At 73.7% G+C, this 25,975-nt stretch carries 23 protein-coding genes; 8 read left to right on the top strand and 15 right to left on the bottom strand.

Features of this window, described 5'->3' with window-relative positions; translation table 11 throughout:
- Position 1 precedes the first annotated feature (1 nt).
- Genes ACIBP6_RS07840 through ACIBP6_RS07825 form a run of 4 tightly spaced genes read right to left on the bottom strand, consistent with a single transcriptional unit; the run spans position 2 to position 3,213 of the window.
- Entirely contained in the window at positions 2 to 400 is a 399-nt protein-coding gene (locus tag ACIBP6_RS07840; RefSeq protein WP_397049894.1) for a hypothetical protein, read from the bottom strand.
- Position 401: 1 nt separating this feature from the next.
- A complete protein-coding gene (locus ACIBP6_RS07835; protein WP_397049893.1) occupies positions 402 to 947 on the bottom strand; it encodes a dihydrofolate reductase family protein in 546 nt (181 codons plus the stop codon).
- A 55-nt stretch (positions 948 to 1,002) separates the two neighbouring features.
- Entirely contained in the window at positions 1,003 to 1,797 is a 795-nt protein-coding gene (locus tag ACIBP6_RS07830) for a DUF1684 domain-containing protein (RefSeq protein WP_397049891.1), read from the bottom strand.
- Between the two features lie 18 nt (positions 1,798 to 1,815).
- Entirely contained in the window at positions 1,816 to 3,213 is a 1,398-nt protein-coding gene (locus tag ACIBP6_RS07825) for an MFS transporter (protein WP_397049889.1), read from the bottom strand.
- A gap of 189 nt (positions 3,214 to 3,402) precedes the next feature.
- Here ACIBP6_RS07825 and ACIBP6_RS07820 point away from each other — a divergent pair, with 189 nt between their 5' ends.
- Both ACIBP6_RS07820 and ACIBP6_RS07815 read left to right on the top strand, forming a co-directional pair.
- A complete protein-coding gene (locus ACIBP6_RS07820; protein WP_397049887.1) occupies positions 3,403 to 3,990 on the top strand; it encodes a helix-turn-helix domain-containing protein in 588 nt (195 codons plus the stop codon).
- A 365-nt stretch (positions 3,991 to 4,355) separates the two neighbouring features.
- Positions 4,356 to 4,484: a hypothetical protein gene (locus tag ACIBP6_RS07815; RefSeq protein WP_397049886.1), complete on the top strand. Its 129-nt coding sequence runs from the start codon at positions 4,356 to 4,358 to the stop codon at positions 4,482 to 4,484.
- Here the strand turns inward: ACIBP6_RS07815 and ACIBP6_RS07810 are convergent.
- A complete protein-coding gene (locus ACIBP6_RS07810) occupies positions 4,451 to 5,383 on the bottom strand; it encodes a helix-turn-helix transcriptional regulator (RefSeq protein ID WP_397049884.1) in 933 nt (310 codons plus the stop codon). The genes ACIBP6_RS07815 and ACIBP6_RS07810 overlap by 34 nt on opposite strands.
- A 174-nt stretch (positions 5,384 to 5,557) precedes the next feature.
- On the opposite strand from ACIBP6_RS07810, the gene ACIBP6_RS07805 reads away from it, so the two are divergent.
- Entirely contained in the window at positions 5,558 to 6,472 is a 915-nt protein-coding gene (locus ACIBP6_RS07805) for an alpha/beta hydrolase (RefSeq protein WP_397049882.1), read from the top strand.
- 72 nt (positions 6,473 to 6,544) lie between these two features.
- On the opposite strand, the gene ACIBP6_RS07800 is transcribed toward ACIBP6_RS07805, so the two are convergent.
- The 3 genes from ACIBP6_RS07800 to ACIBP6_RS07790 are packed head-to-tail and all read right to left on the bottom strand — an operon-like array spanning position 6,545 to position 8,887.
- Positions 6,545 to 7,189 carry a response regulator gene (locus ACIBP6_RS07800; RefSeq protein ID WP_397049880.1) on the bottom strand — a complete coding sequence of 215 codons (645 nt, stop codon included), beginning with the start codon at positions 7,187 to 7,189 and terminating at the stop codon, positions 6,545 to 6,547.
- Positions 7,180 to 8,286, bottom strand: a complete 1,107-nt coding sequence (locus ACIBP6_RS07795; protein WP_397049878.1) for a sensor histidine kinase — start codon at positions 8,284 to 8,286, stop codon at positions 7,180 to 7,182. The genes ACIBP6_RS07800 and ACIBP6_RS07795 overlap by 10 nt, the downstream gene beginning before the upstream one ends.
- A complete protein-coding gene (locus ACIBP6_RS07790; protein ID WP_397049876.1) occupies positions 8,270 to 8,887 on the bottom strand; it encodes a DedA family protein in 618 nt (205 codons plus the stop codon). The genes ACIBP6_RS07795 and ACIBP6_RS07790 overlap by 17 nt, the downstream gene beginning before the upstream one ends.
- A gap of 214 nt (positions 8,888 to 9,101) precedes the next feature.
- Between ACIBP6_RS07790 and ACIBP6_RS07785 the strand changes: the two genes are divergently transcribed.
- Together ACIBP6_RS07785 and ACIBP6_RS07780 are read left to right on the top strand one after the other, a co-directional pair.
- A complete protein-coding gene (locus ACIBP6_RS07785; RefSeq protein ID WP_397049874.1) occupies positions 9,102 to 11,714 on the top strand; it encodes a DEAD/DEAH box helicase in 2,613 nt (870 codons plus the stop codon).
- Positions 11,711 to 12,832 carry an SWIM zinc finger family protein gene (locus tag ACIBP6_RS07780; protein WP_397049873.1) on the top strand — a complete coding sequence of 374 codons (1,122 nt, stop codon included), beginning with the start codon at positions 11,711 to 11,713 and terminating at the stop codon, positions 12,830 to 12,832. Before ACIBP6_RS07785 ends, ACIBP6_RS07780 begins: the two co-directional genes overlap by 4 nt.
- A 34-nt stretch (positions 12,833 to 12,866) precedes the next feature.
- Here the strand turns inward: ACIBP6_RS07780 and ACIBP6_RS07775 are convergent, their stop codons facing one another.
- The 4 genes from ACIBP6_RS07775 to ACIBP6_RS07760 form a co-directional block, all read right to left on the bottom strand.
- Positions 12,867 to 14,270: a dihydrolipoyl dehydrogenase family protein gene (locus tag ACIBP6_RS07775; RefSeq protein WP_397049871.1), complete on the bottom strand. Its 1,404-nt coding sequence runs from the start codon at positions 14,268 to 14,270 to the stop codon at positions 12,867 to 12,869.
- A gap of 116 nt (positions 14,271 to 14,386) precedes the next feature.
- Complete coding sequence (locus ACIBP6_RS07770) at positions 14,387 to 15,286, bottom strand: LysR family transcriptional regulator (RefSeq protein WP_397049869.1); 900 nt, start codon at positions 15,284 to 15,286, stop codon at positions 14,387 to 14,389.
- A gap of 120 nt (positions 15,287 to 15,406) precedes the next feature.
- Positions 15,407 to 15,946, bottom strand: coding sequence for a GNAT family N-acetyltransferase (locus ACIBP6_RS07765; RefSeq protein WP_397049867.1), 540 nt, complete (start codon positions 15,944 to 15,946; stop codon positions 15,407 to 15,409).
- Between the two features lie 189 nt (positions 15,947 to 16,135).
- Positions 16,136 to 16,747: a TetR/AcrR family transcriptional regulator gene (locus tag ACIBP6_RS07760; RefSeq protein WP_397049865.1), complete on the bottom strand. Its 612-nt coding sequence runs from the start codon at positions 16,745 to 16,747 to the stop codon at positions 16,136 to 16,138.
- A 97-nt stretch (positions 16,748 to 16,844) separates the two neighbouring features.
- Here ACIBP6_RS07760 and ACIBP6_RS07755 point away from each other — a divergent pair, with 97 nt between their 5' ends.
- Positions 16,845 to 18,335: a carboxylesterase/lipase family protein gene (locus ACIBP6_RS07755; protein WP_397049863.1), complete on the top strand. Its 1,491-nt coding sequence runs from the start codon at positions 16,845 to 16,847 to the stop codon at positions 18,333 to 18,335.
- A gap of 11 nt (positions 18,336 to 18,346) precedes the next feature.
- Here the strand turns inward: ACIBP6_RS07755 and ACIBP6_RS07750 are convergent, their stop codons facing one another.
- Positions 18,347 to 19,564: an MFS transporter gene (locus tag ACIBP6_RS07750; protein WP_397049862.1), complete on the bottom strand. Its 1,218-nt coding sequence runs from the start codon at positions 19,562 to 19,564 to the stop codon at positions 18,347 to 18,349.
- A gap of 58 nt (positions 19,565 to 19,622) precedes the next feature.
- On the opposite strand from ACIBP6_RS07750, the gene ACIBP6_RS07745 reads away from it, so the two are divergent.
- A complete protein-coding gene (locus ACIBP6_RS07745; RefSeq protein ID WP_397049860.1) occupies positions 19,623 to 20,588 on the top strand; it encodes an ArsR/SmtB family transcription factor in 966 nt (321 codons plus the stop codon).
- 7 nt (positions 20,589 to 20,595) lie between these two features.
- On the opposite strand, the gene ACIBP6_RS07740 is transcribed toward ACIBP6_RS07745, so the two are convergent.
- Complete coding sequence (locus ACIBP6_RS07740) at positions 20,596 to 21,597, bottom strand: NADP-dependent oxidoreductase (protein WP_397049858.1); 1,002 nt, start codon at positions 21,595 to 21,597, stop codon at positions 20,596 to 20,598.
- A gap of 89 nt (positions 21,598 to 21,686) precedes the next feature.
- On the opposite strand from ACIBP6_RS07740, the gene ACIBP6_RS07735 reads away from it, so the two are divergent.
- Positions 21,687 to 24,749 carry a BTAD domain-containing putative transcriptional regulator gene (locus ACIBP6_RS07735; protein WP_397049856.1) on the top strand — a complete coding sequence of 1,021 codons (3,063 nt, stop codon included), beginning with the start codon at positions 21,687 to 21,689 and terminating at the stop codon, positions 24,747 to 24,749.
- Here the strand turns inward: ACIBP6_RS07735 and ACIBP6_RS07730 are convergent.
- Positions 24,746 to 25,975 (bottom strand): alpha/beta hydrolase, encoded by a 1,230-nt coding sequence (locus ACIBP6_RS07730; protein WP_397049855.1) that lies wholly within the window; start codon positions 25,973 to 25,975, stop codon positions 24,746 to 24,748. The two genes, ACIBP6_RS07735 and ACIBP6_RS07730, sit on opposite strands and share 4 nt — an antisense overlap.

Here is a 25,975-nt window from a genome sequence, read left to right as displayed (position 1 = left end):
GTCACCGGCCGCCCGTGAACGGCGGCTCGCCCTCCTTGAGCGGGCGGAAGCGCAGCGCCGACCAGACCTCGTCCACCGCGACCTGGCCGTTGGGGCGCAGCCCGTACTCCCCCACGATCGGCCAGAGCGTGTCGCGGTTGATGTCGGAGGCGTTGCCCTTGGGGTAGGCGACCCAGACGACGGCGGGATCGGTGAGCCGGTCGCGGTGCTCGTCCAGCAGCCGCCGGGCCGCGGCGGCGTCGGCGGCGAAGAACACCGCGACGGCGGCCTCCTCCAGGGGGCCGGTGTGGCGGGCGCCCTGCGGCAGCGGATCGACGAGCGGGCGGTGCGCGGCGTCGGAGATCCACACCGTGCGCCCCGGCTTGACCAGGAGCTTGTCGGCAACGGTCTTGGCGGGCATGTCAGGCCTTCGTGTAGGTCAGGTTCAGCACGCCGGTGCTGAACGTCTCGGACTTGGTGAGCGTGAGCGGGACCTGCCCGATCCCGTCCTCGAACAGGCGCTTGCCGGCGCCGATGACGATGGGGTGCACCAGCAGGTGCAGCTCGTCGAGCAGGCCCTCGCGCAGCAGCCAGGACACCAGGGTAGGGCTGCCGGACATGCCGAAGTCCTCGCCGGGCTCCTGCTTGAGCTTGGTCAGGGCGGCGCGCACGTCGCCGCCGACGACCGTGGTGTTCTCCCACTTCGGGTCGGTGAGGGTGGTGGAGACGACGTACTTGGGGCTGGCGTTCAGGGTGGCGGCCATCGGGTCCTTGTCCGGGTCCTGCTGCGGCCAGTGCGCGGCGAAGATCTCGTACGTGCGCCGGCCGAGCAGCGTGGCCCCGGCGGCCCGCATCTGGGCGGCGACGGCCTCCCCCATCTCGTCGTTGTAGTACGGGAAGTGCCAGGTCTCCGGGGCCTCGACGACGCCGTCGAGCGAGATGAACAATCCGGCGGTGATCTTCCGCATGGCTTTCTCCTGTCGGGTGGGAACGCCCTCATCCTCGTACCGACAAATAGTTTTGTCAAGACACGGAAAGTCGTCGGGATGGCGGTTTCTCCCCGGCCTCGATCGCGAAGGGGAACCGGTTGCCCGACGGCGGCAGCGGGCAGATCGGGAAGTGCTCGGAGAACGCGCACGGCAGGTTGACCGCCCGGTTGAAGTCCAAGGTCACGCTGCCGTCCGCGTCCGGGCTCGGGACGTCGAGGGCGCGGCCGGCCGCATACGTGGTGACGCCGCTGGTGGCGTCGGCGAAAACGGTGTTCAGCCTCCCGTGCGAGCTGAGCACCTGGACGGTGTGCTCGGCGCCCGCGTGGTGGAAGCGCACCAGCCCGGGAGTCTCATGGGCGTGGTCGTCCCAGCCCACCGAGCCGAGCCTGACGGACGCCGGCGCGTCGAACGGTTCGAACCGGCCCTGGATCACCCAGCGCCGATCGGGCTCATAGGCGGGCACACCCTCGAATCCGTGCCGGGCGGGCGAGGCCGGGTCGTAGACCACGACCAGGTACGCGCCACGGTAGGTGATCCCGACCTCCAGCTCACCGGCGGTGACGCGCAGATCATCGGGGGCGCCGGCCAGGACGAACCGGCGCTCGGCCGAGAAGGTCTCGCCGTCGAACGTCATCGGGACGCCCCGCGGGTCGATGTGGATCGCCTCCCCGGCCTGCCACCAGCGGCCCGGCAGCCCCGGGTGGTCGCGGGGCGTGCCGTCCAGCCAGTGGTGGTGGGTGGCGGCCAGCCAGCCGAAGGGCTGCCGCAGCCACTGCTCCCAGCCGGCCCTCCAGTCGTGCCACGAGCGGACGAATGCGTCGTTCATCATCGTTGTCTCCGATTTCTGTCAGGAGTGGGTGGGACGGGCCCAGGTCGCGAACAGGATCAGGGCCAGCAGGGGGAACACGATCCCCGCGGTGAGGGCGGCGCCGATCGCGCCCGCCTCGCCCTGGACGCTGCCGTAGACGGTGGTCATCACCGCCAGGCCCAGCGCGCCGCCGAGCTGCTGCATGCTCTGGTTGAGGCTGGAGGCGGCGCCCACCTGGTCGGGCGGCGCCTGGTGCATGATGACGGCGGTCAGCGGCGCGACGGTCAGCCCCGCGCCGAGGCCGAGCAGGACGAACGCGCCGAGCAGGCCGCTCGCGAAGGTGTCGCCGGCGTCGACGCGCGACATCCACACCAACCCGGCGAGCAGGCCGGACATCCCGAGGGAACCGATGATCCGCTCGCCGTGCCGCGTCACCAGTCGGCCCGTCAGCAGGTTGGTGACGAGCAGCGCGGCGCTGAAGGGTAGGACGGCCAGCCCGGCCTGCAGCGGGGTGAAACCCAGAACGTTCTGGGTGAACAGCGCGGCGAAGTAGAGGAAACCGGCCTGACCGGCCGGGATCAGCATCATGGCCAGCAGCGGGGCCGCGCTGCGCATCCTCGTGAAGAACCCCAGCGGCACGACCGGCGCGACGTGGCGCCGCTCGATGAGGACCAGCGCGACCAGCCCGGCCACCGCGAGCGCGAACGAGCCGAGGACCGCCGGGCTGGTCCAGCCCTGCGAGGTGGCGTTGATGAGGCCGTAGACGAGGGCGGTCATGCCGGCCGTCGACGCGACGGCCCCGCCGACGTCGAGGCGGGCCGGCGCGCGCGGCGCCTCCGGCACCAGCAGTCGCACCCCGGCCAGGACGACCACGCCGATGGGGACGTTGACGAACATGACCCATTCCCAGCCCAGGGACGTGGTCAGCACGCCGCCGAGAAGCAGACCGAGCGCGGCGCCGATCCCGATGGCCAGCACGAACACGGTCATCGCCCGGGCGCGCTGCGGGCCGGGCCTGGTGATCGACATCAGCAGCACGAGCGTGCCCGGCGCGGCCAGCGCCGCCCCGAGGCCCTGCAGGACGCGGGCCGCGATGAGCATCTCCGGCGTCACGGCGGCCCCGCCCACGGCCGAGGCGACGGTGAAGACGGCCACGCCGATCAGCAGGGTGCGGCGCGGGCCGACGATCGACCCCACCTTGCCGCTGACCAGGACCAGGCCGCCGAAGACCAGGGCGTAGGAGGTGACCACCCAGGACAGGCCGGTCGTGGAGAAGCCCAGCGCCTGCCGGATCTGCGGCAGCGCGACGTTCACCACGCTGTTGTCGATCACCAGGATGAGCTGGGTGAGGCAGAGCACGATGATCGCCCGGTAAGGCGGGCGGTCCGGTGGAATGCCGGGGTCGTGTGCGGTGCTCTGAACGGTGCGGGTGCTCACGATGGGCGTCCTTTCTGGACGGGAAGCGACGACTGCCGCAGAGTCTGCGTCGCCCTGAGCCCCGAGGCGCGAAAACTTGCCGAACCGGCAAGAGGCTCCTCGGTCAGAAAGGTGAGGCGGCCACGCTCGTCTCCACGCGATGCCCGAGCGGGGTTGCGTGAGGTCTTGCCGCCTTGGCAAGGTGATCCTGTGGACGACGACCTCGACGCCGTACTGGCCGCCATGGGCCCCAGGCTTCGGCGGCTGCGCCGCGGCCGCGGCCGCACCCTGGCGGAGCTGGCCGCGGCCACCGGCATCTCAGAAAGCACCCTGTCGCGCCTGGAGAGCGGCAGGCGGCGGCCGAACCTGGAGCTGCTCCTGCCGCTGGCCAGGGCGCACGGCATGCCGCTGGAGGAGCTCATCGGAGCGCCGTACACCGGCGATCCGCGCGTCAACCTGCGGCCGATCCAGCGCGACGGCATGACCTACATCCGGCTGACCCGCAGGGCCGGCGGCACCCAGGCGTACAAACTGATCATGCCGGGGGCGACCGGGCCCGCGACGCCCGATCCGCAGCGCCACGAGGGCTACGAGTGGCTGTACGTCCTGGGCGGCCGGCTACGGCTCGTCCTCGGCGACCAGGAGCTCGCCCTCGCGCCCGGCGAGGCGGCCGAGTTCGACACGCGGGTCCCGCACTGGATGGGGCCGGCCGGCGCCGAGCCGGTCGAACTGCTCATCCTCTTCGGCCCGCAGGGCGAGCGCGCCCACGTACGCGCCCGCTCGCGCCCGACCGGCTAGCCCAGGGCCGCGCCCCTCGATCTTCTGGCATCCGTCCCGGCGGCTCGGCATCGACGAGGCGCAGGGCGTGAACGCCGGCCCGATCGGTGCTTCGCGTGGCGTGGAAGGCGGCTCGGCACACGAGCAGGGCCAGCGTGAACGCCGGCAGCCAGGCCAGCCGGGCGAGCACCAGGCCGGACCGTCCGGGACGGTGTGCAGGCCCGGCAGGGCCCGGCAGGTGAGCAGGCCGAGCGCGGTGACTGCGATCATGGCGGCCTGGTGCCACAGGAAGATCGTCATCATGGAGAGGTTCGCCAGCGCCACGAACGCCCAGACGGCGGGCCGGCGCCAAGACCGACCGGCTGCTGGCCGCGGGCGCCGCGCTCGTGATCGCCGCCGACGACGGCGACGTGGTCAAGCAGGTGCACGCCCTCACCGGCGAGCTCGATGCGCGTGACCGGGTCCAGCTGGTCATCCTCGCCTACGAGGCGGGCCTGGTCTCACCGTCGACGTGATCGAACGACCGTCCCTCGATGCCCGCGCACCGCTGATCGACAGCGTGGGTCGCGGACCACTGCAGCAGGAAGCGCAGCGCCTCGTGGGAGAGCGAACCGGGCTCCGCGGTGTAGGCGATCAGCAGCTGATCGGGGTGGGTGTCCACGGAGAACTGCTGCACGTCGAGGGTGAGGGCGCCGACGACGGGGTGACGGTAGGTCTTGGTGAGCTGCCTCGGGCCCCGTACCTGGTGGGCGGCCCACCACGTACGGAAGTCCGGGTCACGAACGCTGAGCTCCCCGACCAGCGCGCTGAGAGCGGGGTCGTCGGGGGTACGGCCGGCCTCCATGCGCAGCACCGCGACGCATTCACGCGCGGCGCGTGGCCAGTCCGCGTACAGGGACCGGAAGGCGTCGTCGAGGAAGGTCAGCCGGATCAGGTTGCGCTGCGCCGGAGGCAGGGCGCCGAAGTCGGTCAGCAGGGCGGCGGCGCCTCGGTTCCAGGCCAGTACGTCCATCCGGCGGTGGAGGACCATCGCCGGGATGTCCGGCATCGTGTCCAGCAGCTGCCGCAGCCGCGGGGCCACCTCGGACCGGCCGGCCTGCCGTACGGGAGCGGCGGGCGTGACGTCGGCCACGGCGAACAGGTAGTCCCGCTCGTCCGGGGCGAGCCGGAGCGCGTCGGCGAGCGCGTCGAGGACCGGGCGGGAGACCCTGCGGGTACGGCCCTGCTCCAGCCGTACGACGTAGTCGACGCTCACGTGCGCGATCTGGGCGAGCTCCTCCCGGCGCAGGCCCGGCACCCGGCGCAGCCGGCCGTCGTCCGGCAGTCCCGCCCGGTGCGGGTCGAGGGCGGCGCGGCGAGAGCGCAGGAATTCGCCCAGCTCGTTGCCGCCGGAAGGAGTGCCGTGGTGTCCCATGACTCCATTGTCCGCCCGGCCACGGTCATGTGCCTGGTACCGGTCTGCATACGCAGAGCCCTCCCTGGCAGCGCGTGCCCGGCGAGGCGACGGTGGGAGTCGTGGCCGGCGGAGTTCGGCGGCCACCGGGCTCTTCTCAAGCCCGCCCGTTCGCGTTCACTGGAGTGAGCACCCATGAGAACCGATGTCACCTTTCTCAGCGCCGGCCTGAAGATCGCCGGCCACCTCCACACCCCCGGCGGCGAAGCCATCGGGCGGCGCCCGGCGATCGTGGTCGGTCACCCGGGCAGCGGTGTGAAGGAGCAGGCCGCCGGGCTGTACGCGCGGCGCCTGGCCGAGCAGGGATTCGTCACCTTGGCGTTCGACGCCGCCTACCAGGGCGAGAGCGAGGGCGAGCCGCGCGGTCTGGAGGACCCGGCCCACCGGGTCGAGGACCTCAAGGCCGCGGTCACCTTCCTCGCCACCCTGCAGGGCGTCGACCCCGACCGTATCGGGGCGCTGGGCATCTGCGCCTCCGGAGGGTATGCCCTCGCCGCGGCCGCGACCGACCACCGGATCAGGGCCGTCGGCACCGTCAGTGCGGTCGACCTCGCGCGTCAGTTCCGCCTCGGCGCCGACGGCACTCAGGACCCCGCGGTGATCCGAGGGATGCTGGAGGCGGCCGCGGCGGCGCGTACGGCCGAGGCCCGCGGCGAAGGAGTCCGGTCCTTCCCGCTCTTCCCGGACACCGGAGAGGAAGCACGCCGCGGCGGCCCGCATGTCTACGAAGGCTGGGAGTACTACTGCACCCCGCGCGCCCAGCACCCGCGCTCCGCCAAGTCGCTGACCTGGTCCAGCGTCGACCGCGTCGCCACGTTCGACGCCTTCGGCGCACTCACGCTGCTCGCTCCGCGGCCGCTGCTCATGATCGTCGGCCGCGAAGCGGTGACCTCCTGGATGAGCGTGGAAGCCTTCCAGAAGGCCCCCGGCCCCAAGGAACTGCTGTGGATCGACGGCGCGATGCACACCGACCTCTATGACAAGGAGGCCTACGTCACCCCCGCGGTGGCGAAGCTGACCGGCTTCTTCCAGGCCCACCTGGCCGAGTAGACCGGCGACGCCTCGTCCGGCCGGCGGGTCAGCCGCTGGAACGTGATCCTGCGAGGATCCCCCTGGGAGGGGTCAGGACTCCAGGAAGCGCAGGACGGCCAGGACGCGGCGGCTGTAGCCGCTGGCGTGGGCCAGGCCGAGCTTGTCGAACAGCGAGTTGACGTGCTTTTCCACCGCGCTCTGCGACACGTGCAGCTCCTGGGCGATCGAGGCGTTGGTCAGGCCCTGCGCCATCCGTTCCAGCACCTCCCGCTCGCGCACCGTCAGCCGGGCCAGCGGATCCACCTGCGTGGTGCGCGCCAGCAGCTGCCGCACCACCTCCGGGTCGAACGCGGCCCCGCCGGCGCCCACCCGCTCCAGCGCGTCCAGGAAGTCGCCCACCTGCGCCACGCGGTCCTTCAGCAGGTAGCCCACGCCTTCGACGTCGGAACTCATCAGCTCGGCGGCGTACCGCTTCTCGACGTACTGCGACAGCACCAGCACCTTGACGTGCGGCCAGCGGCGGCGGATCTCCAGCGCCGCCCGCAACCCCTCGTCGGTGTGGGTAGGCGGCATCCGGACGTCCACGACGACGGCGTCCGGGAGGTGCGCGGCGACCGCCTCCACCAGCGTCTCCCCGTCGCCGACGGCGGCCGGCACCTCGTGGCCCTCCTCCGCCAGCAGGCGCACCAGGCCCTCGCGCAGCAGCGTGGAGTCCTCGGCCAGGATCACCCGCATGGCAGCACCGCCGTGATCGCCGTCGGTCCGCCCTGCGGGCTGTGCACCTCGAAGCGGCCGTCCAGCGCCGCCACCCGGCGGGCCAGCCCCGAAAGTCCCCCGCCGGCCGGGCTGGCGCCGCCGCGGCCGTCGTCGCGCACGTGGACGACCACCGCGGTGTCCTGCTCGGCCACCTCGACCGTGATGCGGGAGGCGCCGGCGTGCTTGGCGGCGTTCGTCACCGCCTCGCTCACCACGAAGTACGTCGCCGTCTCCACGGCCATCGGCGGGCGCCGCGTCAGCCGGCACTCGACCGTGACGGGCACGCTGGAGCGTTCCGCCACGCCAGCCAGCGCCTCGCCCAGGCCGAGCGTGTCCAGCCCGCTCGGGTAGACCCGCCAGGCCACCTCGCGCAGCTCGGCCAGCGCCTGCTGCGCCTCCTGGTGGGCCTGCTCCAGCAGCTCGGGACGGCCCCGGCGGGCCCGGCCGACCAGCATCGACAGCGCCACCAGCCGCTGCTGCAGCCCGTCGTGCAGGTCGCGCTCGATCCGGCGCCGCTCGGAGTCGACCGCCGTGACGATGCCGGCGCGGCTCTCGGCCAGCTCGGCGATGCGGCGTTCGAGCGCCTCGGTGGGGTCGGGGGCCAGCAGGCGCAGCGCCAGCCGGCGTTCCACGGCGTGCACGCCGACCACGCCCGACAGGTCGAGGAACAGCAGCACGACACCGCCCACGAGGAAGTAGGCGACCAGCGGCGCCGAAGGGCGCATCCCGTCGAACGGCTCGCCCCTGCTCCACGCCGCCACCAGCCGCACGACGGTCACCGCTCCGGCCACCAGCAGCGCGATCACCAGGCCGCCCAGGACGCCGACCGGGACCCGGGCGGCGAGGTAGCCGGCCGCGCGGCCGTCGCGCGGGCCGGGCCGCAGCGCCTCCAGCGCTCGCGGGTCGAGGCGCAGGCGGCGGGCCTCCAGGCGCGCCAGCCGCCGGGCCGACACCCCCACGTTCGGGTTGCCCAGGAACGGCAGCGTCAGCACCAGGAACGCCAGGTCCAGCAGTGCGGTGAGCGCGCCGAGCGTGACCGTGCCCAGCAGGCGCAGCCCGTCAGCGGCGACTCGCATGCCTGCCCTTGCGCCGCTCGCTGAGGCGTACCACGACGAAGGCCACGATCGCGAGCGCGACGATGCCGATCACGACGTTGGTGCCGATGCCGACGTACGTCTCCACGACCTCCCAGCCCTCGCCGAGCCAGTAGCCGGCCATGACGAAGAGGGTGTTCCAGATGAGGCTTCCGGCCGTGGTGAGCAGGGTGAAGATCGTGATGGGCATCCGTTCGACGCCCGCCGGGATGGAGATGAGGCTGCGGAAGATCGGGATCATCCGGCCGAAGAAGACGGTCTTGCGGCCGTGGCGCTGGAACCACGCCTCGGTCTTCTCGATGTCGGCGACCTTGACGAGGGGCAGCTTGGCCGCGATGGCCAGCGTGCGGTCGCGGCCGAGCAGGGCTCCCACGCCGTACAGGGCCAGGGCCCCGATCACGGAGCCGAGGGTCGTGAACACCAGCACCGCAACGAGGTCCATCTGTCCTCGGCTCGCGGTGAAACCGGCCAGCGGGAGGATCACCTCGCTCGGCAGGGGCGGGAAGAGGTTCTCCAGCGCGATCGCGAGACCCGCCCCGGGTGCCCCGAGGCTCTCCATCAGTCCAACCAGCCAGTCAGTCATGGGTAAAGGGTAGGGAAGATCGGATGAGCCCGGAATGAGGTTGGCTTCCCTCGTCGCACTGTGGCAAACCTCAGCCTATTGTACCGTACACTGTACGGTTGTGACTGTTGTGACGGATCTGGTGCGGCACGCTGCCGTCTTCGAGCCCGGTGACCCGCCCAGAACCGGGCGGATGATCTTCCTTGACCCTGGTGGCGAATCTCTCGTCACAATCGTGGAACGGTTCGGCGACGGGCCTGTGCGCACCCGCGAGGCGGCGGCCACGCACGTTCCGGTCGGCGAGGCCGTGGCGGCGCTGGCGCGAGCCCGCGCCGACGCGCGCGCCCACCCGGCGGCCCGCTTCTGGGGCGCGGTGGCGGTCGTGGCACTGCAACTCCTCACCCGTGGCCGGATCCTGCCGGGCGTGTCGGCCGCCGACCACGACTGCTGGCGGGCCGGCCCGCTCGACGCCGACGACCTGCGCCGGGTGCGCGAGCTGGCCGCCGCCATGCCCGCCGAGGCCCGTGCCGTCCCGCGCCAGGAGGCAGGCGGCGAGCTGTGCCTGCCGGACGCCGAGCCGCTCGTACGGGCCTTCCTCGACGCCGTGGCCGACACCATGCCGCGCTCGCCAGGAGCCGTCCTGGCCACCGGCGCCCGCGCGTACGCCGCCGCCGAGCCCGTCAAGGTGCCCCGCCTGCGCCGCTGGGCCGAGGAGAACTCCGCGGCGCTCGACTCCGGCGTACGGCTGTCGCTGCGGATCGAGGCCGACGACCCGGCCGCCGCCGAGTTCCGCGCCGTCGCCCAGCTGCACAGCCTCGCCGACCCCGCGCTCGTCGTCGACGCCGCCGACCTGTGGCACGGCCGCGCCGCCGGGTTCGGGCCGCGTGCCCGCATCGAGGCCACCCTCGCCGTCCGCCGCGCCGCCCGCGTCTGGCCCCGGCTGGCACGGCTGCTGGACGCCGCCGTGCCCGACGAGCTGGCGCTCAGCGACGACGACCTCGGCGAGTTGCTCTCGGGCGCGGCCGACCGGCTGGCCGCCGCCGGCGTCGACGTCCACTGGCCCCGCTCCCTCGTACGGGGGCTCAGCGCCCGGGCCGTCGTCGGCGAACGCGACCCTGCCCCCTCCGACCTGCCGTCGTTCCTCGGCGGCCGGCACCTGACCAGCTTCGACTGGCGGCTCGCCCTCGGCGGCGAGCCGCTGACCGCCGCCGAGATGGACCGGCTCGCCGAGGCCCACCGGCCCGTCGTCCGCCTGCGCGACCAGTGGGTCCTCATCGACCCCGCCCTGGCCCGCAAGGCCCGCGAACGCGAGCTCAAGCCGCTGACCGGCGTCGAGGCGCTCGCCGCCGCCCTGACCGGCACCGCCGAGGTCGACGGCGAGCAGGTCGCCGTCGAGCCCTCCGCGTGGCTGGACGACCTGCGCCGCCGCCTGGCCGAGCCGCCCGCCGACGTCGCCGTGCCCGCGGGCCTGGCCGCGACCCTGCGCGACTACCAGCTGGCCGGGCTGCGCTGGCTGGCCAGGATGACCTCGCTCGGGCTCGGCGCCTGCCTGGCCGACGACATGGGCCTGGGCAAGACGATCACGCTCATCGCCCTCCACCTGCACCGCTCCGGCGCCGGGCCGACGCTGGTGGTGTGCCCCGCCTCGCTGCTGGGCAACTGGGAACGCGAGATCACCCGCTTCGCCCCCGGCGTCCCCGTACGCCGCTACCACGGCGCCGGCCGCACCCTGGCCGAGGAGGGCTTCGTCCTCACCACGTACGCCACCATGCGCCTGGACGCCCCCCGCCTGGCCGACCACGCCTGGGGACTGCTGGTGGCCGACGAGGCGCAGCACGTCAAGAACCCCGCCTCCGGCACCGCCAAGGCCCTGCGCGAGATTCCCGCCGCCGCCCGCGTCGCTTTGACCGGCACCCCCGTGGAGAACAACCTGTCGGAGCTGTGGGCCATCCTCGACTGGACCACCCCGGGTCTGCTCGGCCCGCTGACCAGGTTCCGGGCACGGTGGGCCAGCCACATCGAAGGCGGCGACACCGAGACCGCCGAACGGCTGGCCCGCCTGGTCGGGCCGTTCCTGCTGCGCCGCCGCAAGAGCGACCCCGGCATCGCCCCCGAGCTGCCCGCCAAGACCGAGACCGACCGCCCCGTCGCGCTCACCGCCGAGCAGGCCGGCCTGTACGAGGCCGTCGTCCGCGAGAGCATGACCCAGATCGCCGCCGCCTCCGGCATCGCCAGGCGCGGCCTCATCGTCAAGCTGCTCACCGCGCTCAAACAGATCTGCAACCACCCCGCCCAGTACCTGCACGAGAGCGGGCCGCGCCTGGCCGGTCGCTCCGGCAAGCTGGAGCTGCTCGACGAGCTCGTCGACACGATCGTCGCCGAGGACGGCGCCGTCCTGGTCTTCACCCAGTACGTCGCCATGGCCCGCCTCATCGAACGCCACCTGACCGGCCGCGGCGTGGCCACCCAGCTCCTGCACGGCGGCACCCCGGTCGCCCGCCGCGAGGAGCTGGTCCAGCACTTCCAGGACGGTCACGTCCCGGTGTTCCTGCTGTCGCTCAAGGCCGCCGGCACCGGGCTCAACCTCACCCGCGCCGACCACGTCATCCACTACGACCGCTGGTGGAACCCCGCCGTCGAGGACCAGGCCACCGACCGTGCCCACCGCATCGGCCAGAGCCGCCCCGTCCAGGTGCACCGCCTGATCGCCGAAGGCACGATCGAAGACCGCATCGCCCAGATGCTCGCCGCCAAACGCTCGCTCGCCGACGCCGTGCTCGCCTCCGGCGAGGCCGCGCTCACCGAACTGACCGACGCCGAACTCGCCGCCCTCGTGGAGCTCCGATGACGGATCCCCGCGGCTTCGCCGCCTTCCCCCCGCAACGCGCCGGCGCCCGCTTCACCACCACCTGGTGGGGACGCGCCTGGATCAAGGCCATGGAGGACACCTCGCTCGACCAGACTCTGCTGCGCCGCGGACGCGCGTACGCCAAGACCGGGCGGCTCAGCCCCATCACCGTCAGCCCCGGCCGCATCGCCGCCGTCGCCGAGGACGAGTACGACACCGTCGTCGCCGTCGAACAGCTCGGCGACGCGGAATGGGAACGCTTCCTCGACCAGGTCGCCGCCAAGGCCGGCCACATCGCCGCACTGCTCGACCGCGACATGCCGCACGAGCTGGTCGCCGACGCGGACGCCGCCGCCGTGCCGCTGCTGCCGTGCGTGGGCGACCTGACGCCCGAATGCTCCTGCCCCGACTGGGGCCACCCGTGCGTGCACGCCGCCGCGCTGTGCTACCAGGTGTCCTGGCTGCTGGACGCCGACCCGTTCGTGCTGCTGCTGATGCGCGGGCGGGGCGAGCGCGAGCTGATCGAGGCGCTGCAGCGGCGCGACACCCCTCGCGCTGGAGCGGCCGGGGCGCCGCGCGGGGTGCCGGCCGCCGAGGCGTTCGCGGCGGGCGTGCCGCCGCTGCCGCAGCCGCCGCCGTTCGAGGTGGTCTTCACCGCGCCCGCCCTGGAGCCGGGCCCCGGCGTGGACGTGGCCGCGCTGGCGGCGCTGGCCGCCTCGGCCGCCGCCCGGGCGCGCGAGCTGCTCCTGCGCGGGCGGCTGCCCGACCTGACGCCACACCAGGACCACGTCCGCCTGGCCGCCGACCACGGCCTGGACGCCGGAGTCGGCGCCGCCGCCGTCGAGATCTGGCGGTACGGCGGCGCGGACGGCCTCGACACGCTCGAGACCTCCTGGACCCCGCCCTCGCGCGAATTGGCGAGGGCGCAGGCGCGGCTGGAGGCCGGATGGGAGGGCGCCGGCCCGCCCGCGATCCGTGCCTGGCGCAACCGCTGGACCCTCGGCGACCGGCAGTTGCGTTACGGCCGCGACGGCCGCTGGTACCCGTTCGCCCGGCGCGGCGATGAATGGTGGCCGGCGGGCCCGCCCGAACGCGACCCGGCGGCGCTCATGGGCTGACCCCACGTGCGCCGCCGGCGCCCGGCAGGCGTGCTCAGCACGCGCCGGGGCGCTGGTCACCGCCCTCGTTCATGGCCAGCACGTCGTTGAGCGCCTCCGTCGAGCTGGGATGCGTGTAGACCGCGTCCCGCAGCTCGGCGGCGGTCACGTGGTGGCGCATGGCCAGCGCGATCGTGTTGATGATCTCCTGGGCGTCGACGCTGAGCAGCGCGGCGCCGAGGATCTCGTCGGTCTCGGCGTCGATGACGAACTTCATCAGGCCGCGCGTCTCCTCCACCACGTACGCCCGCGGCATCGCGACGATGTCGGCCACCGGCTGCCTGGCGATCCTGACGCGGTGGCCGGCCGCGCGCGCCTCCCGCTCGGTCAGCCCGACCGTGGCCAGCGGCGGCGTCACGAACAGCGTCGCCGGGATGGCCACCCGGTCCGCCCGCGACCGTCGTCCCTCGCCGACCAGGTGGTCGAGCACGATCCGGCTGTCGTCCAGCGAGATGTAGGTGAACTGCGGGCCGCCGTTGACGTCGCCGAGCGCGAAGATGTGCGGCTGGCTCGTCCTCAGGTGCTCGTCCACCTCGATGCCGCCGCGCTGGTTCGTGCGCACGCCCGCGGCGTCCAGGTCGAGCCCCTGGGTGACCGGCCTGCGGCCGACCGCCGCGAGGACGGCGTCGGCCGCCACGCTGTGGCGCCGCCCGCCGCGCTCGTAGACGACGTCGGTCTGGGCCACGCCGTCGCGGACCTCGGTGACGGCGGCGCTCGTGACGAACTCGACGCCCTCACCCCGCATGATGTCGAGCGCGACCTTGGCCACGTCGTCGTCGAGCCGGCCGAGGATCTCCGGCGCGGCCTCCAGCACCGTGACCTGGGAGCCGAACTGCCCGTAGATGGAGGCGAACTCCAGGCCGAGGAAGCCGCCCCCGATGATCACCAGCCGGTCCGGCAGGTCGGTGCTGTGGATCAGGTCGGTGCTGGTGACCAGGCGCTTGCTGTCGCGCAGGCCCGCGATGTCGGGGACGATCGGCTCGGAGCCGGTGTTGATGACGATGGTGTCCGCGGTGACCGTGGCACGGTCGGCGCCCTGGGCGACCTCGACGGTGTGCGGGTCGGTGAAGCGGGCGCGGCCGGTGAGCAGGGTGATCGTCTCGGCGGACTGCATCGCGTCGCGGTTGCCCGCACGGAACATCGACGTCAGCGCGTGCACCTCGCCGACGGAGCGGGCGTACCACTCCCGCGGCGAGTCCTCCGGGCGCCGCTTGCGGGAGTGGTGGACGAGTGCCTTGGTGGGCACGCAGCCCACGTTGGGGCAGGTGCCGCCGTACATCTGGTCGGACTGCTCGACGAGGACGACGTTCCTGCCCAGTTTGCCGAGCTGGGCGGCCACGGTCTTGCCGCCCTTGCCGAAGCCGACCACGAGAACGTCGGCGTTGATGGTGGTGCTCATGGAATCTCCAGGTCTGTCAGTGCAGCCGGGAATGTCGTACGGCATGTCAGCCACGACCGGCCCCCGGTCCTTCCTCCCTACCCATCACATCTGGTTATGGACGCCATAAGCGCTGCTCAGGCGGCGCCCGGATCGGCGAACCCGCTGACGAACACGGCCACGGCGCGACGGCGGGAAGCGGCCGGCCACACCGCCCACGTACGGCGCACCAGCGGATGGCCGACCAGCGGCGACCAGGCGACGTTCTCCGGCAGCGGCTGCGACCAGTGCGGCGGCGCCAGGGCGAAGGACTGCCCGGCGCTGACGGCCGCCAGCTTCACCTCGGCGATCAGCGCCTGACCCTCGGGAGCGGGCGGCCCCAGGTCGAGGCCGTGGCTGCGCAGGATGGCGGTCAGCTCGTCGAACCAGGCGGGGCTGCCGGAGCGCGGGAAGGACACCCACGTCAGACCGGCCAGCGCCTCCAGGTGGATGCCGTCGGGGCCGCGCAGCTCGGCGGCCTGGTCGGCGGACAGCAGCACGCCCAGGCGTTCCCTGACCACGAGCATCGCGTCGAACTCGCGGCCCGGCGGACGCTCGCGGAGCAGGGCCACGTCGAGCTCGCCCGCCTGCAGCGCCGCCTGCTGCGCGGCCGTCGACAGGTGCAGGGCCTGCACGCGCGTCTCGGGGCAGGCCAGGGCCAGCCGCTCCAGCGGCGGGCCGAGCAGGTCGGACGGCAGCTCCAGCGGGATGCCCAGCCGTAGCACCCCGCCGGCCTCGCCGGAGTAGCGGCCCATCGTGCGCAACAAGTGGTCGTGCCGGGCCAGCAGCGCCCGGGCCTCGCCGACCAGCGTTGTTCCGGCCTCGGTGGGGCTCACGCCCGTGCTGCTGCGCACCAGCAGTTTGACGCCGAGCTGGCGTTCGAGCGCGTTGACCGTCTGCGACAGGGCCGGCTGGCTGATGTGCAGCCGCCGCGCCGCCGCCGACATGCCGCCTTCCTCCGCCACCACGACGAACGCGCGCAGTTCCCGCAATTCCATGTGGTCATGCCATCACACGTCCAGGAGTCCCGCGTCAGGAGGCACCGAGACGACGGGGCGGACGGCCGGCACGCAGGGGGCCGGATCCGGGGGGGTGGTGTGGCCATTCCTCCCCCGCGATCAAGCGGACGGCGTGACCGGGGACCGCAGGCCGAGCCACTGCTCGGCGTCCCAGGCCTGGAACCGCTCCACCTCGGTGAACCCCAGCTTCGCCGCGAGGCGCATCGAGCCGACGTTGGCGGTCTGGGTGGTGAGCACCACCGGCTCGCCGGGAAGCACGCCGTCGAACCAGTCGAGTGCCGCCGCGCATGCCTCGGCGGCGTACCCGAAACCCCACGCCCGTGGCAGGAACAGGTAACCGAGATCGACCTTCCCCGCGGCAGCCGGGCGACGGTGCCCCGTTGCTCTCCTGAGCAGGATCTGGCCGATCATCGCCCCGTCGAGATCGACGACGAAACTCCCGGGCCACCGCTCGGGCACCTCGGGCATCTCGCGCTCAACCTCGTCACGCGGGCGGGGGCCGCCGAGGTAGGTGTGCACCTCCGGAGACGCCAGCAGCTCGACGAACGCCGCACGGTCCCGGGCCTCGGACGCGCGAAGCACGAGCCGCTCGGTCTTGATCGGGGCAGGCGGCCAGGTGACGGACCCTAGTTCAGTCATGGCAGGCAACCTATCGCGCGCCCGTGAACGCGCTTTCACGATTCCCGAACGAAGCCAGGGCTTCGGCGCGCACCGCCATTGCCCACGTACCGCCCGGCCCTGGCAGGGCACGGCGCCCTCCTTGCGGCTCATCACGGCGGACACCGGCGTGGTCGTCGCCGAGGGCCTGTTCCCGCGCGCGGGCGCAGGTCACGCGCTCCGATCGTTCCCGCTGAACAGCCTGTCCAGATGCAGATCGATCGCGGTGAGCGCGTCCTGGGACGCGATCACGTCCAGTTCGATCAGCGGCGTGAAGCCGGTGAGGGCGAGGAGCAGGTTGGTCTCGGTCGCCGGGTCGCGGTCAGAGTCGATGAGGCCGTCGGCGACCGCCTGGCGGATCAACTGCTCGATGAGGGCCCGTCCTCGGACGAGGCCGCGGCGCGCCTGCTCGTGGATGGCCTCGTCGTGCAGCGCCTCCAGGACGTAGGCGGCGCTCATCCGGCTGGTCGCGCGGGCGTCGGCATGCAGGGGGAGCAGTTCCGCGAGCGTCAGTCGCAGGACGTCACGGGGGTGCGGACGGTCACCGAGCTTCTCGAGGCCCTGGCTGACGCGCAGCGAGGTCTGCTCGGACGCGAAGTCCATGGCGAAGGAGAGCATGGCGGCCCGGGAGGCGAAATAGTGCTGCAGCTGCCCGAGGGAGATGCCCGCCTCCTGCGCCACCACGCGCATCGTCAGCTGCGTGACGCCGCGCTGTTCCACCACCCGCCACAGCGCGCGGGCGATCGTTTCGCGGCGTCCGCGGTGATCCACCTGTTTCGGCATCGCCGGCCACTCCTTCGCACCCTGGAGCCTTTTTCCATACAGATGACATAATACATTTGACCTACAACCCTGGTGTCCACGCGAAGAAGGAAGCGTCATGCTCGAACAGCCGAGGGTAAGGACCACGGAAGGTGTGGTGCAGGGGCGCCGGCGGCAGGGGCACGCGGTGTTCCGCGGCATTCCCTACGCCCAGCCCCCGGTCGGAGCGCTCCGCTTCGCCGCGCCCGCCCCGCCGCACCGCTGGGAGGGGACGAGGCAGGCGGCGGAGTTCGGCCCCGTGGTGCCGCTGTCCCTGCCGATCGACGTGCCCCCGCAGGGCACCGACTGGCTGACGCTCAACGTCGGCACTCCGGATCCCGGCGCGGCAGGACTGCCGGTGCTGGTGTGGATCCCCGTAGGCGGGTACATCTCGGCGGCGTCGAGCGACCCGATGTTCGACCCGGCGGCGCTGGCCGAGGCGGGACTCGTCGTGGTGACCATCAACTGCCGCGTGGGCGCGGAGGGTTTCGCGTTCCTCGACGACGCGCCGCCCAACCGCGGGTTCCTCGACCAGATCGCGGCGCTGGAGTGGGTGCAGCGCAACATCGCCGCCTTCGGAGGCGACCCCGGCCGGGTCACCGTGGCCGGGGTGTCTGCCGGGGCAGGGTCGGTCGCCGCCCTGCTGACGATGAAGCCGGCGCGCGGCCTGTTCCGGCGGGCCATCGCCCATTCGGTGCCGGGGCTGCACAGCACCCCCGCGCTGGCACGGCAGGTCACCGCCGCGTTCGCGGACCGGCTCGGCGCGGCGGCCCCCACCGCCGAGGCCCTGCGCGACATCGACCCATGGCACCTGGCCGCCGAGCTCACCTCGTTCAACGCCGGCCTCCACGCGCACCGGGAGAGCTGGGGACGGCTCACGGAGACCGGCACCGCGCTGTGCCCCGTCGTCGACGGCGAGGTCCTCCCGGAAACGCCCTGGGCCGCGCTGACCGGCGCGCGCGCGAGCGGGACGGAGCTGCTCGTCGGCCACACCCGGGACGAATTCCGGCTGTTCAGCGTCATGAGCGGACGGCAGGGCACCTTCACCGAGCAGGACGCCCGTGCGGCCCTGGAGCTGCTCGCCCCGCAGCCGCACGGCGCGGAGGGGTACCGTGCCGCGTTTCCGCAGGCCGGCCCGGAGGAACTGGTGGAGACGGTGTACTCCGACGCCCTCTTCCGCATGCCGTCGCAGAAGCTGGCCGAGGCGAACGCCGCAGCCGGCGGCACCTCGTACCTGTTCGAGCTGCGCTGGACCGCCCCCGTGCTCGGCGGCGCCCTGGGCGCCTGCCACAGCCTCGACGTCCCGCTGGCGTTCGGCACGCTGGACAGCCCCGTCGGCGCGCAGCTCATCGGCGACGAGCCACCCCCCGAGGCGGTCGCGCTCTCCCACGAACTCAGGGAGGCATGGATCCGCTTCGTCACCACCGGCGACGCGGGATGGGCCGCGTACCGACCCGACCAGCAGCTCACCCGCCTCCTGGACGCCGAGTCGGAGACTCTGCCCTACCCCGAACAGGCCTCCCGCCGGATCTGGGAGGGTCACTCCCCCGCCCCCTTCGATCTGTCGTAGGGGGCGGAGACTTATCGTGTCAATTCCGGCCGGACAGCCCCAGCTGGACGCCCCCCCGACAGGCCGGGTGACCGCGGCGGCCGCAGGCCGGGGGCCAGGACGAGCGTGACCGCGGCCGACGCGGCGGCCATGACGGCCATCGCCGTCGCGGGCGAGGTGTGCTGGGCGACGGCGCCCGCCAGGGCCGCTCCGACGCCCTGCATGGTCATCATCCCGGAGGAGTGCAGGCCGAGCGCGTGCCCGCGCAGCTCGTCCGGGGTGAGGGCGACCAGCCGTTCCTGCAGCAGCAGGCTGGCCGCGTAACCGACCGAGGCGAGCACGATCGCCGCCGCGGCCACCGGCAGGGCCGGATCCAGCACGAACACCAGGTACGGCACGGCCAGCAGCAGCCGTAGTGGCGCGGCCAGCCGTTCGCGCCACCGCTGCGGCGTGAACCGGCCGATCAGCAGGTCCCCGGCCAGCATGCCGAGGGCTGCCAGCGCGAACAGGGCGCCGGCGTGCACGGGGGCGTACGGGACGAACAGCGCCTCACAGCCGACGATCAGACCGTTGGGCACCCACAGCGCCAGGTAGACGTAGCGGCGGGGCGCCGACGACCACAGCCGCCGGTTGCCGCGCCACGTCGCCGCGACCGACGGGCGCCCGCTCGCGCGGGCCGGGCGGCGGGCCAGCCCGAACCGCGCCACCAGCGCGTCCAGCAGGTACAGCGCGGCGGCGGCGAGCAACGTGCCGCGCGGCGACAGCGCGCTCACCAGCAGACCGCCGGCCGCGTACCCGGCGATCTGCAGCAGGCCGGTCGACATGTTGAGCACCGAACGGCCGAGCAGGTACGCCTCGCGCGGCAGGACGTCGGTGAGCAGCCCGTAGCGCACGCCGCCGCCCAGCGAGGCCAGCACGCCGAGCACGAACAGCAGGGCGAAGACCGCGCCCACCGGCAGGCCGGGGATCGCCAGCGCCGCCGTTCCCACCGCGAACGCCGCCGCCAGGCCGCTCATCGCCGCCCGCGGCGGCAGCCGGTCGGCCGCCGACAGCAGCGCCGTCGCCCCCACCACCTGGGCCAGCGAGGGGCCGAACATGCTCAGCGCCGACAGCAGCGGCGAGGCGGTCTCGGCGTAGACGAGCGTGCCGAGGGCCAGCCCGCTCACCGTCGAAGCCGCCGTCTGCCCGGCGGAGGCGGCGAACAGCGCCGCGAACTCCCGCACCCGGAAAAGATCCCCATACGTACGCATGAGGGAGTCCTATTCCAGCGCGGATCGGCGCTGTTAGAGTTTCGCGGGGGAGCGAAACATGGGCTACTGGCAGGTCAGCGCCGACACGCTCGCGCGCGGCCGGTTCACCGTCTCACCGTTGTCGGAGACCATCGCCGGCCTGATCCTGCTGGCCACGGGCTCGCCCGCGCACCCGGGCGAACGGGCCTGGCTCGACGCCCACCGGCCCGCCTTCCGCGACCTGCTGGCCGCCGACCCGGTCACCGCGCTGCTCGTCCGGGGCGCGCTGGGCCGCCACTGGATCGCCGACTTCCTCACTCCCCCGCCGTCCGGCGGGCCGGAGCGGACGTTCGAGGACGAGCTGCGGGTCATCCGCGACACCCCGGCCGACGTCGCTCGGGCGGACCTCGCGGTCGCGCTCGGCGGGCCGCTGCCGGCCGCGCTCGACCGCGACGACCTGCCCGTACGGACGGCCGCCCTGGTGGAGTGGGTGTGGCGGGAGGCCGTGCTGCCGGACTGGCCGCGCAGGCGCCGGATCATCGAGGCCGACATCGTGGCCAGGACCGAGCGGCTGAGCCAGGGCGGCTGGGCGGCGGCGCTGACCGACCTGCGGCCGGGGATGCGCTGGCTGGGCGACGGCCGGCTGCGGATCAACGCCCACGACCGGCCGCCGCGCGAGCTGACCGGGGCCGAGCTGGTGTTCGTCCCCGTCGTGCCGAGCAGGGCGTGGGTGGCCTGGCGGCTGCCGGACCGGTACGCGGTCATCTACCCGTGCGCGGGCCAGCTCGTCGCCGAACGGCAGGCACCGGCCGCATTGTCCCGGCTGCTCGGCCCCGCCCGCGCGAACGTCCTCGTCGTGCTCGACACCCCCAAGAGCACCACCCAGCTGGTCGCCCTGACCGGCCAGGGCCTGGGCTCCGTGGGACGGCACCTGAAGATCCTTCTCGACGCCGGTCTGATCCGCCGCCGCCGTTCCGGCCGCTCGGTGCTGTACTGGCGCACCAGGACCGGCGACGCGCTGGCGACCGGCGGGGAATCCCCTTGACCGCGGGTCAGAGCTTCACCAGCATCTTGCCCACGTTGCCACCGCGCATCATGTCCAGGAAGGCCGCGGGCGCCCGTTCGATGCTCTCGGCCACGGTCACCTCGGTGCGCAGCGAGCCGTCGGCCAGCCAGCCGGCCGCCTTGCCGATCCACTCCGGGAACAGGTGGAAGTAGGAGTTGATCAGCATGCCCCGCAGGGTGGCGTCCTTGGCGGCCAAGGCGAACAGGTTGCTCGGGCCGGGAACCGGCTCGGTGGCGTTGTAGGAGCTGATCGCGCCCACCATCGCGATCCTGCCGCCGGGACGCAGCGCGTCGATGGCCGCCACCAGGTGGTCGCCGCCGACGTGGTCGACGTAGACGTCGATGCCGGCGGGGGCGGCCTCGGCCAGCTGCCCGGCGACCGAACCGGCACGGTGGTCGATCGCGGCGTCGTAGCCGAAGTCCGTCACGATCTTCTTGGTCTTGAGCGTCCCGCCGGCGGAGCCGATCACGCGGGAGGCGCCGAGCTTGCGGGCGAGCTGCCCGGCGACGCTGCCCACCGCCCCGGCCGCCGCCGAGACGAAGACCACGTCGCCCTCCCGTACGGGGGCCACCTGGGTCAGGGCCGCGTACGCGGTCAGCCCGGTGGTGCCCAGCGGCCCCAGCCACGCCTCGGCAGGGGCCAGGGCGAGGTCGGCGACGGTCACGGCCGCGGCGTCCACCGCGGCGTACTCACGCCAGCCCAGGAAATGCACGACGGTCGCACCCACCGGGACGTCCGCCGAGCGCGAGGCCACCACCTCGCCGATCGCAGAGCCGTCCATCGGCGCGCCGAGCTCGAACGGCGGTAGGTAGGACTCGGCGTCGTCCATCCGCTCACGCATGTAGGGATCGACCGACATCCAGATGTTGCGGACCACGACCTGGCCCTCGGCCGGCTCGGGCAGCGCGGTGGAGACCAGCCGGAAGTGCTCCGGGCGCGGCTCGCCGACGGGGCGGGCCGCCAGGTGGATCTCACGGTTCACGATCATGGTGTGCTCCTCACTCGTGTGGTTCGGGCTCCACTCTGGGCAGGGGCGCGCACGATCGGCTGGGGGTTCGCTGGGGGTACCGTGACCTGATGCGATTCGGCGTACTCGGCCCTCTTGCGGTGTGGACCGGCGACGGGCGCCCCGTGCGGGTCCCCGAGGTGAAGGTCCGGGCACTTCTCGCCGACCTGCTGGCCCACGACGGGGGGCCGGTCTCCGCCGACCGCCTGGCCGAGGACCTGTGGGGGGACGACCCGCCGGGCAACCCCGTCAACACGCTGCAGACCAAGGTGTCCCAGCTGCGCCGCGCCCTGGGGGACGGCCGACTGGTGGCCTTCGAGGCGGCCGGCTACGTCCTGCGTGCCACCGACGTGGACGCCGCCCGCTTCGCCGCGCTGCTCGACCGGGCCCGGGCCACCGCTGATCTCCGGGCGAAGGCCGCGCTGCTGTCGGACGCGCTGGCGCTGTGGCGCGGTCCCGCCTACGCCGACTTCCGCGACGAGGGGTTCGTCCGCACCGCCGCCACCCGTCTGGAGGAGCAGCGCCTGACCGCGCTGGAGGAACAGGCGGAAGTACGGCTGGAACTCGGCGAGCACGGCCGGCTGGCCGACGAGCTGGGCGAGCTGGTGGCCGCCCACCCGCTGCGCGAACGCCTGCGCGCCGCCCACCTGCGCGCGCTCTACCGGTCGGGACGGCAGGCGGAGGCGCTGGCCGGCTACGACGAGCTGCGGCGCCTGCTCGCCGACGAGCTGGGCCTCGACCCCGGCCCGGAACTGGCCGCCCTCCACCACGCGATGGTGCGTCAGGATCCCTCGCTCGCGCCTCCGCGCCCGCCGACGAACCTCCCCGCGCCGCTCACCGGGCTGATCGGCCGTGAACAGGCGGTGGCCGAGGTCGGCGCCCTGCTCGCCTCCGCGCGTCTGGTCACGCTGACGGGCCCGGGCGGTGTCGGCAAGACCCGGCTCGCCCTGGCGGTCGCCGACCTCGCCGCCGGCGACTTCCCCGACGGCGTGTGGCTGGTCGAGCTGGCAGGGGCCTCGGGTGCGACGGCGACCGTGGCCGAGGTGGTGGCCGCCGAGCTGGGCGTCCGCGACGACACGGCGACGGGTTCGCGTCCCGGCGTGCGACCGGCCGGCCTGGCGGACCGGCTGGCCGACGCCCTGCGCGGCCGGCGGCTGCTGCTCGTCCTGGACAACTGCGAGCACGTGATCGAACAGGTCGCCGAGCTGGTGGACCTGCTCCTGGGGGCCGCCCCGGAGCTGCGGGTGCTGACGACCGGCCAGGAGTCGCTGGCGATCCCCGGCGAGACGCTGTACGTGGTGCCGCCGCTCGGCCTTCCGGCGCCCGGCGCGGACCCGCGGGAAGCCGCCTCCGTACGGCTGTTCGTGGCCCGTGCGGCCGCCGCCGCACCCGGGTTCGTGCTGGACGAGGCGAGCGCGCCCGCGGTGGCGGCGATCTGCAGGAGGCTGGACGGCCTGCCGCTGGCGCTGGAGCTGGCCGCCGCCCGGGTACGCGCCCTGGGTGTCCGCACTGTGGCGGATCGGCTGGACGACCGCTTCCACCTGCTCGCCGTCTCGGGCCGAGGACGACCGGCCCGCCAGCAGACCCTGCGCGCGGTGATCGACTGGAGCTGGGATCAGCTCACTGAGCAGCAGCGGCTGATCCTGCTCCGGCTGGCGGTCCACCCGGGAGGCTGCACGCTGGAGGCGACCGAGGCGGTGTGCGCGGGTCCCGGGCTCGATGTCGCCCATCTGCTCGACCAGTTGGTGGCCAGGTCCATGGTGGAGACCTCCGGTGGATCCCGCTACCGGCTGCTGGAGTCGATCGCCGCCTACTGCCTCGAACGGCTCCCCCACGACGACCCCGCCTTCCAACGCCGCGACCTCCACTACACCGAACTCGCCGAACAGGCCCGGCCCCATCTCCACGGTCCCGCCCAACGCCGGTGGCTGGACCGCCTCGACACCGAGGCGCCCAACCTGCGGGCCGCGCTGGAGCACACCACCGACCGCGCACTGGCTCTGCGCCTGGTCGAGGCCCTGGCGTGGTACTGGTATCTGCGCGGCAGGCATCGGGAGGGCCGCGCCTCCTTCGCCGCCGCCATGGCCCTGCCCGGAGCGCGGTCCCCGAGGGCGCGAGCCTGGGAGGCCGGGTTCGCGATGCTGACCGGCGACGGCACCGACCTGCTGGAACGCAGCCGTACCGCGGCGCGGGGGCTGGACGCCCGTGACTCGCGCTCGCGCTGGTTCCTGGCACTGGCGCACCTGAGCTTCGGCGACGCCGCCACCGCGGCGGGCCTGCTGACGGAGGCGCTGGCCGGGTTTCGCGCAGACGGCGACCGGTGGGGTGAGGCGGCGGCGCTCGCGGGCCGCGCCAAGCAGGCGATGTTCCAGGGTGACCATGCCCTCGCCGAGCGGTCCGGCACCGAGAGCCTGAAGATCTTCGACGACCTGGGCGACGGCTGGGGACGGCTGCAGGCCTCGGACATGCTCGGCTACCTCGCCGAGATCACCGGTGACTACGAGCGGGCCGCCCGGCTGCACCGCGAGGGCCTGCGCAGCGCCGAGGACCTGAGGCTGTGGGCCGACGCGTCCTACCGCCTGTCCAGCCTCGGCCGGCTCGCCCTGCTGACCGGGGATCTGGACGGATCCCGCGAGCTCCACGAGAGAGGGCTGCGGCTGGCCGCCGAGCAGTCCAACAGCTTCGCCGAGGAGTTCGCCCGGGTCGGTCTCGGCCTCGTGGCCCGCCGCGCGGGCGACCTCGACGCGGCGGAGCGGCTCTTCCAGCAGTCGCTGGCCTGGAACCGCCGTCTGGAAGCCGACTACGGCGTGCCCTTCTACGGGGTGACGCTGCTGCTGGCCGAGCTCGGCTTCATCGCCGAGCAGCGCGGCGACACCAGCACGGCCAGGTCACTGCACCTGGAGGGGCTCGCCGCGGCCCGCGAGTCGGGTGATCCACGCGCGATCGCCCTGGCCCAGGAGGGGCTGGCCGGCGTCGCGGCGGCCGAGGGCGCGTACGAGGAGGCCGCCGCCCTGCTGGGTGAGGCCGCCGCGCTCAGGCGGTCGGTGGGGGCGCCCCTGCCGGCCGGCGAACGCGGCGACGTCGACCGGATCGCCGCCGCGGTACGCGCGGCGGCGGGCGGGAGCCCTGACTAGCGTGCGCGCTCCAGCCAGATCGCGATGTCGCTGACCACCTCCGGGTCGACGTGTTGCGGCCGTGTGTAGTCGGCGGGCGTCACGGGGCCGGCGCCGGGGAAGAAGAGGTGGTCGTCGGCGTCGTGGACGCGGAAGGTGACGTCCGCCCGGTGCGCCAGCCCCGCCCGCCAGCGGGCGAGATCGTCGGCCACGGTCACCTGGTAGTCGCGGCCGCCCTGCAGGATGAGCATCGGCTTGTCCAGCGCCGCCGCGGTCGCCACGGGGTCGTAGCCGCGCAGGTCGAGCCAGTAGCAGCCGGGCAGGCCGAACGGCAGCTCGGCGGCCGGGGTGTCCGCGGAAAGGCCTGGATCCTCGACCGCCGCGGCCTGCCGTTCGAACGTCTCGACGGCGGCCTGTGCGCCCGGGTCGGACGCGGCCAGGTGGCGCACGACGCGGACGGCGGCCCGGTGCATCGGCTCGGCGTCGCCCGCCAGGAGCACCAGCCCGGCGACGGACGGCTCGGCCGCCGCCACCCGCGGGCTCACCTTGCCGCCCATGCTGTGACCGGCGACGAAGACGCGGTCGACGTCGGCGCGCTCGCGCAGCAGGCGTACGGCGGCGACCGCGTGGGGGACGTACTCGTCCGTCATGGTGGCCGGGACCCGGGACGGGTGGGCGCAGGTCACCTTGTCGAAGCGCAGGACCGCCACGCCGCGCCCGGCCAGGCCCCACGCCAGGTCCTTGAGCGGCTTGTTCGGCCCGGTGGTGCCGTCGCGGTCGAACGGCCCTCCGCCGGCCAGCAGCACCACGCCCGGCCACGGGCCCGGCCCGCGCGGCACCGTCAGCGTCCCCGGCACGGCCAGGTCGCCCGATCCGATGGTGACCGCGTGCTCGTCGAACGCCTCCGGGCGGGCGTACGGCGGCGGCGTCCACACGGGGGCGGACGGGTCGTCGACGCGCAGGCCGTCGAGCAGCCCGGCATCGTCGAACGACACCACCGCGGTGAGCAGGCCGCGTTCGAACGTCATCGGCACCCGGACCGGTCCGTCCGGGTCGCACCGCGCCTCCCCGATCGCGCGGACGGCGCCGTTGCCGCCCGTACCGGCGAGCCACGCGGCGCCCAAGCCGCCTGTGGGCACCAGCGCGCGCAGGGCCGGTGCGAACAGCTCCTCGACCTCGCCGAAGCGGCCTTGGCGCAGCAGCTCAACCACTGCCCGGGCGCGCCGGCCCGGATCGGATACCGTCAC

Origin of the sequence: Nonomuraea terrae, from assembly GCF_044465245.1 — a bacterium.
Taxonomy (GTDB): domain Bacteria; phylum Actinomycetota; class Actinomycetes; order Streptosporangiales; family Streptosporangiaceae; genus Nonomuraea; species Nonomuraea terrae.
The sequence above is the reverse complement of the archived record's forward strand: the minus strand, read 5'-3'. Positions and strand labels throughout refer to the sequence as shown.

What these genes read in the sequence shown, in the direction of transcription:
- ACIBP6_RS07800 (WP_397049880.1), bottom strand. Translation starts at nt 7,189, where the DNA reads ATGCGGGTGATCCTGGCCGAGGACTCCACGCTGCTGCGCGAGGGCCTG.
- ACIBP6_RS07775 (WP_397049871.1), bottom strand. Translation starts at nt 14,270, where the DNA reads ATGAGCACCACCATCAACGCCGACGTTCTCGTGGTCGGCTTCGGCAAG.
- ACIBP6_RS07790 (WP_397049876.1), bottom strand. Translation starts at nt 8,887, where the DNA reads ATGACTGACTGGCTGGTTGGACTGATGGAGAGCCTCGGGGCACCCGGG.
- ACIBP6_RS07830 (WP_397049891.1), bottom strand. Translation starts at nt 1,797, where the DNA reads ATGATGAACGACGCATTCGTCCGCTCGTGGCACGACTGGAGGGCCGGC.
- ACIBP6_RS07780 (WP_397049873.1), top strand. Translation starts at nt 11,711, where the DNA reads ATGACGGATCCCCGCGGCTTCGCCGCCTTCCCCCCGCAACGCGCCGGC.
- ACIBP6_RS07735 (WP_397049856.1), top strand. Translation starts at nt 21,687, where the DNA reads ATGCGATTCGGCGTACTCGGCCCTCTTGCGGTGTGGACCGGCGACGGG.
- ACIBP6_RS07760 (WP_397049865.1), bottom strand. Translation starts at nt 16,747, where the DNA reads ATGCCGAAACAGGTGGATCACCGCGGACGCCGCGAAACGATCGCCCGC.
- ACIBP6_RS07765 (WP_397049867.1), bottom strand. Translation starts at nt 15,946, where the DNA reads ATGACTGAACTAGGGTCCGTCACCTGGCCGCCTGCCCCGATCAAGACC.
- ACIBP6_RS07810 (WP_397049884.1), bottom strand. Translation starts at nt 5,383, where the DNA reads ATGGGACACCACGGCACTCCTTCCGGCGGCAACGAGCTGGGCGAATTC.
- ACIBP6_RS07770 (WP_397049869.1), bottom strand. Translation starts at nt 15,286, where the DNA reads ATGGAATTGCGGGAACTGCGCGCGTTCGTCGTGGTGGCGGAGGAAGGC.
- ACIBP6_RS07755 (WP_397049863.1), top strand. Translation starts at nt 16,845, where the DNA reads ATGCTCGAACAGCCGAGGGTAAGGACCACGGAAGGTGTGGTGCAGGGG.
- ACIBP6_RS07740 (WP_397049858.1), bottom strand. Translation starts at nt 21,597, where the DNA reads ATGATCGTGAACCGTGAGATCCACCTGGCGGCCCGCCCCGTCGGCGAG.
- ACIBP6_RS07840 (WP_397049894.1), bottom strand. Translation starts at nt 400, where the DNA reads ATGCCCGCCAAGACCGTTGCCGACAAGCTCCTGGTCAAGCCGGGGCGC.
- ACIBP6_RS07750 (WP_397049862.1), bottom strand. Translation starts at nt 19,564, where the DNA reads ATGCGTACGTATGGGGATCTTTTCCGGGTGCGGGAGTTCGCGGCGCTG.
- ACIBP6_RS07805 (WP_397049882.1), top strand. Translation starts at nt 5,558, where the DNA reads ATGAGAACCGATGTCACCTTTCTCAGCGCCGGCCTGAAGATCGCCGGC.
- ACIBP6_RS07795 (WP_397049878.1), bottom strand. Translation starts at nt 8,286, where the DNA reads ATGCGAGTCGCCGCTGACGGGCTGCGCCTGCTGGGCACGGTCACGCTC.
- ACIBP6_RS07835 (WP_397049893.1), bottom strand. Translation starts at nt 947, where the DNA reads ATGCGGAAGATCACCGCCGGATTGTTCATCTCGCTCGACGGCGTCGTC.
- ACIBP6_RS07745 (WP_397049860.1), top strand. Translation starts at nt 19,623, where the DNA reads ATGGGCTACTGGCAGGTCAGCGCCGACACGCTCGCGCGCGGCCGGTTC.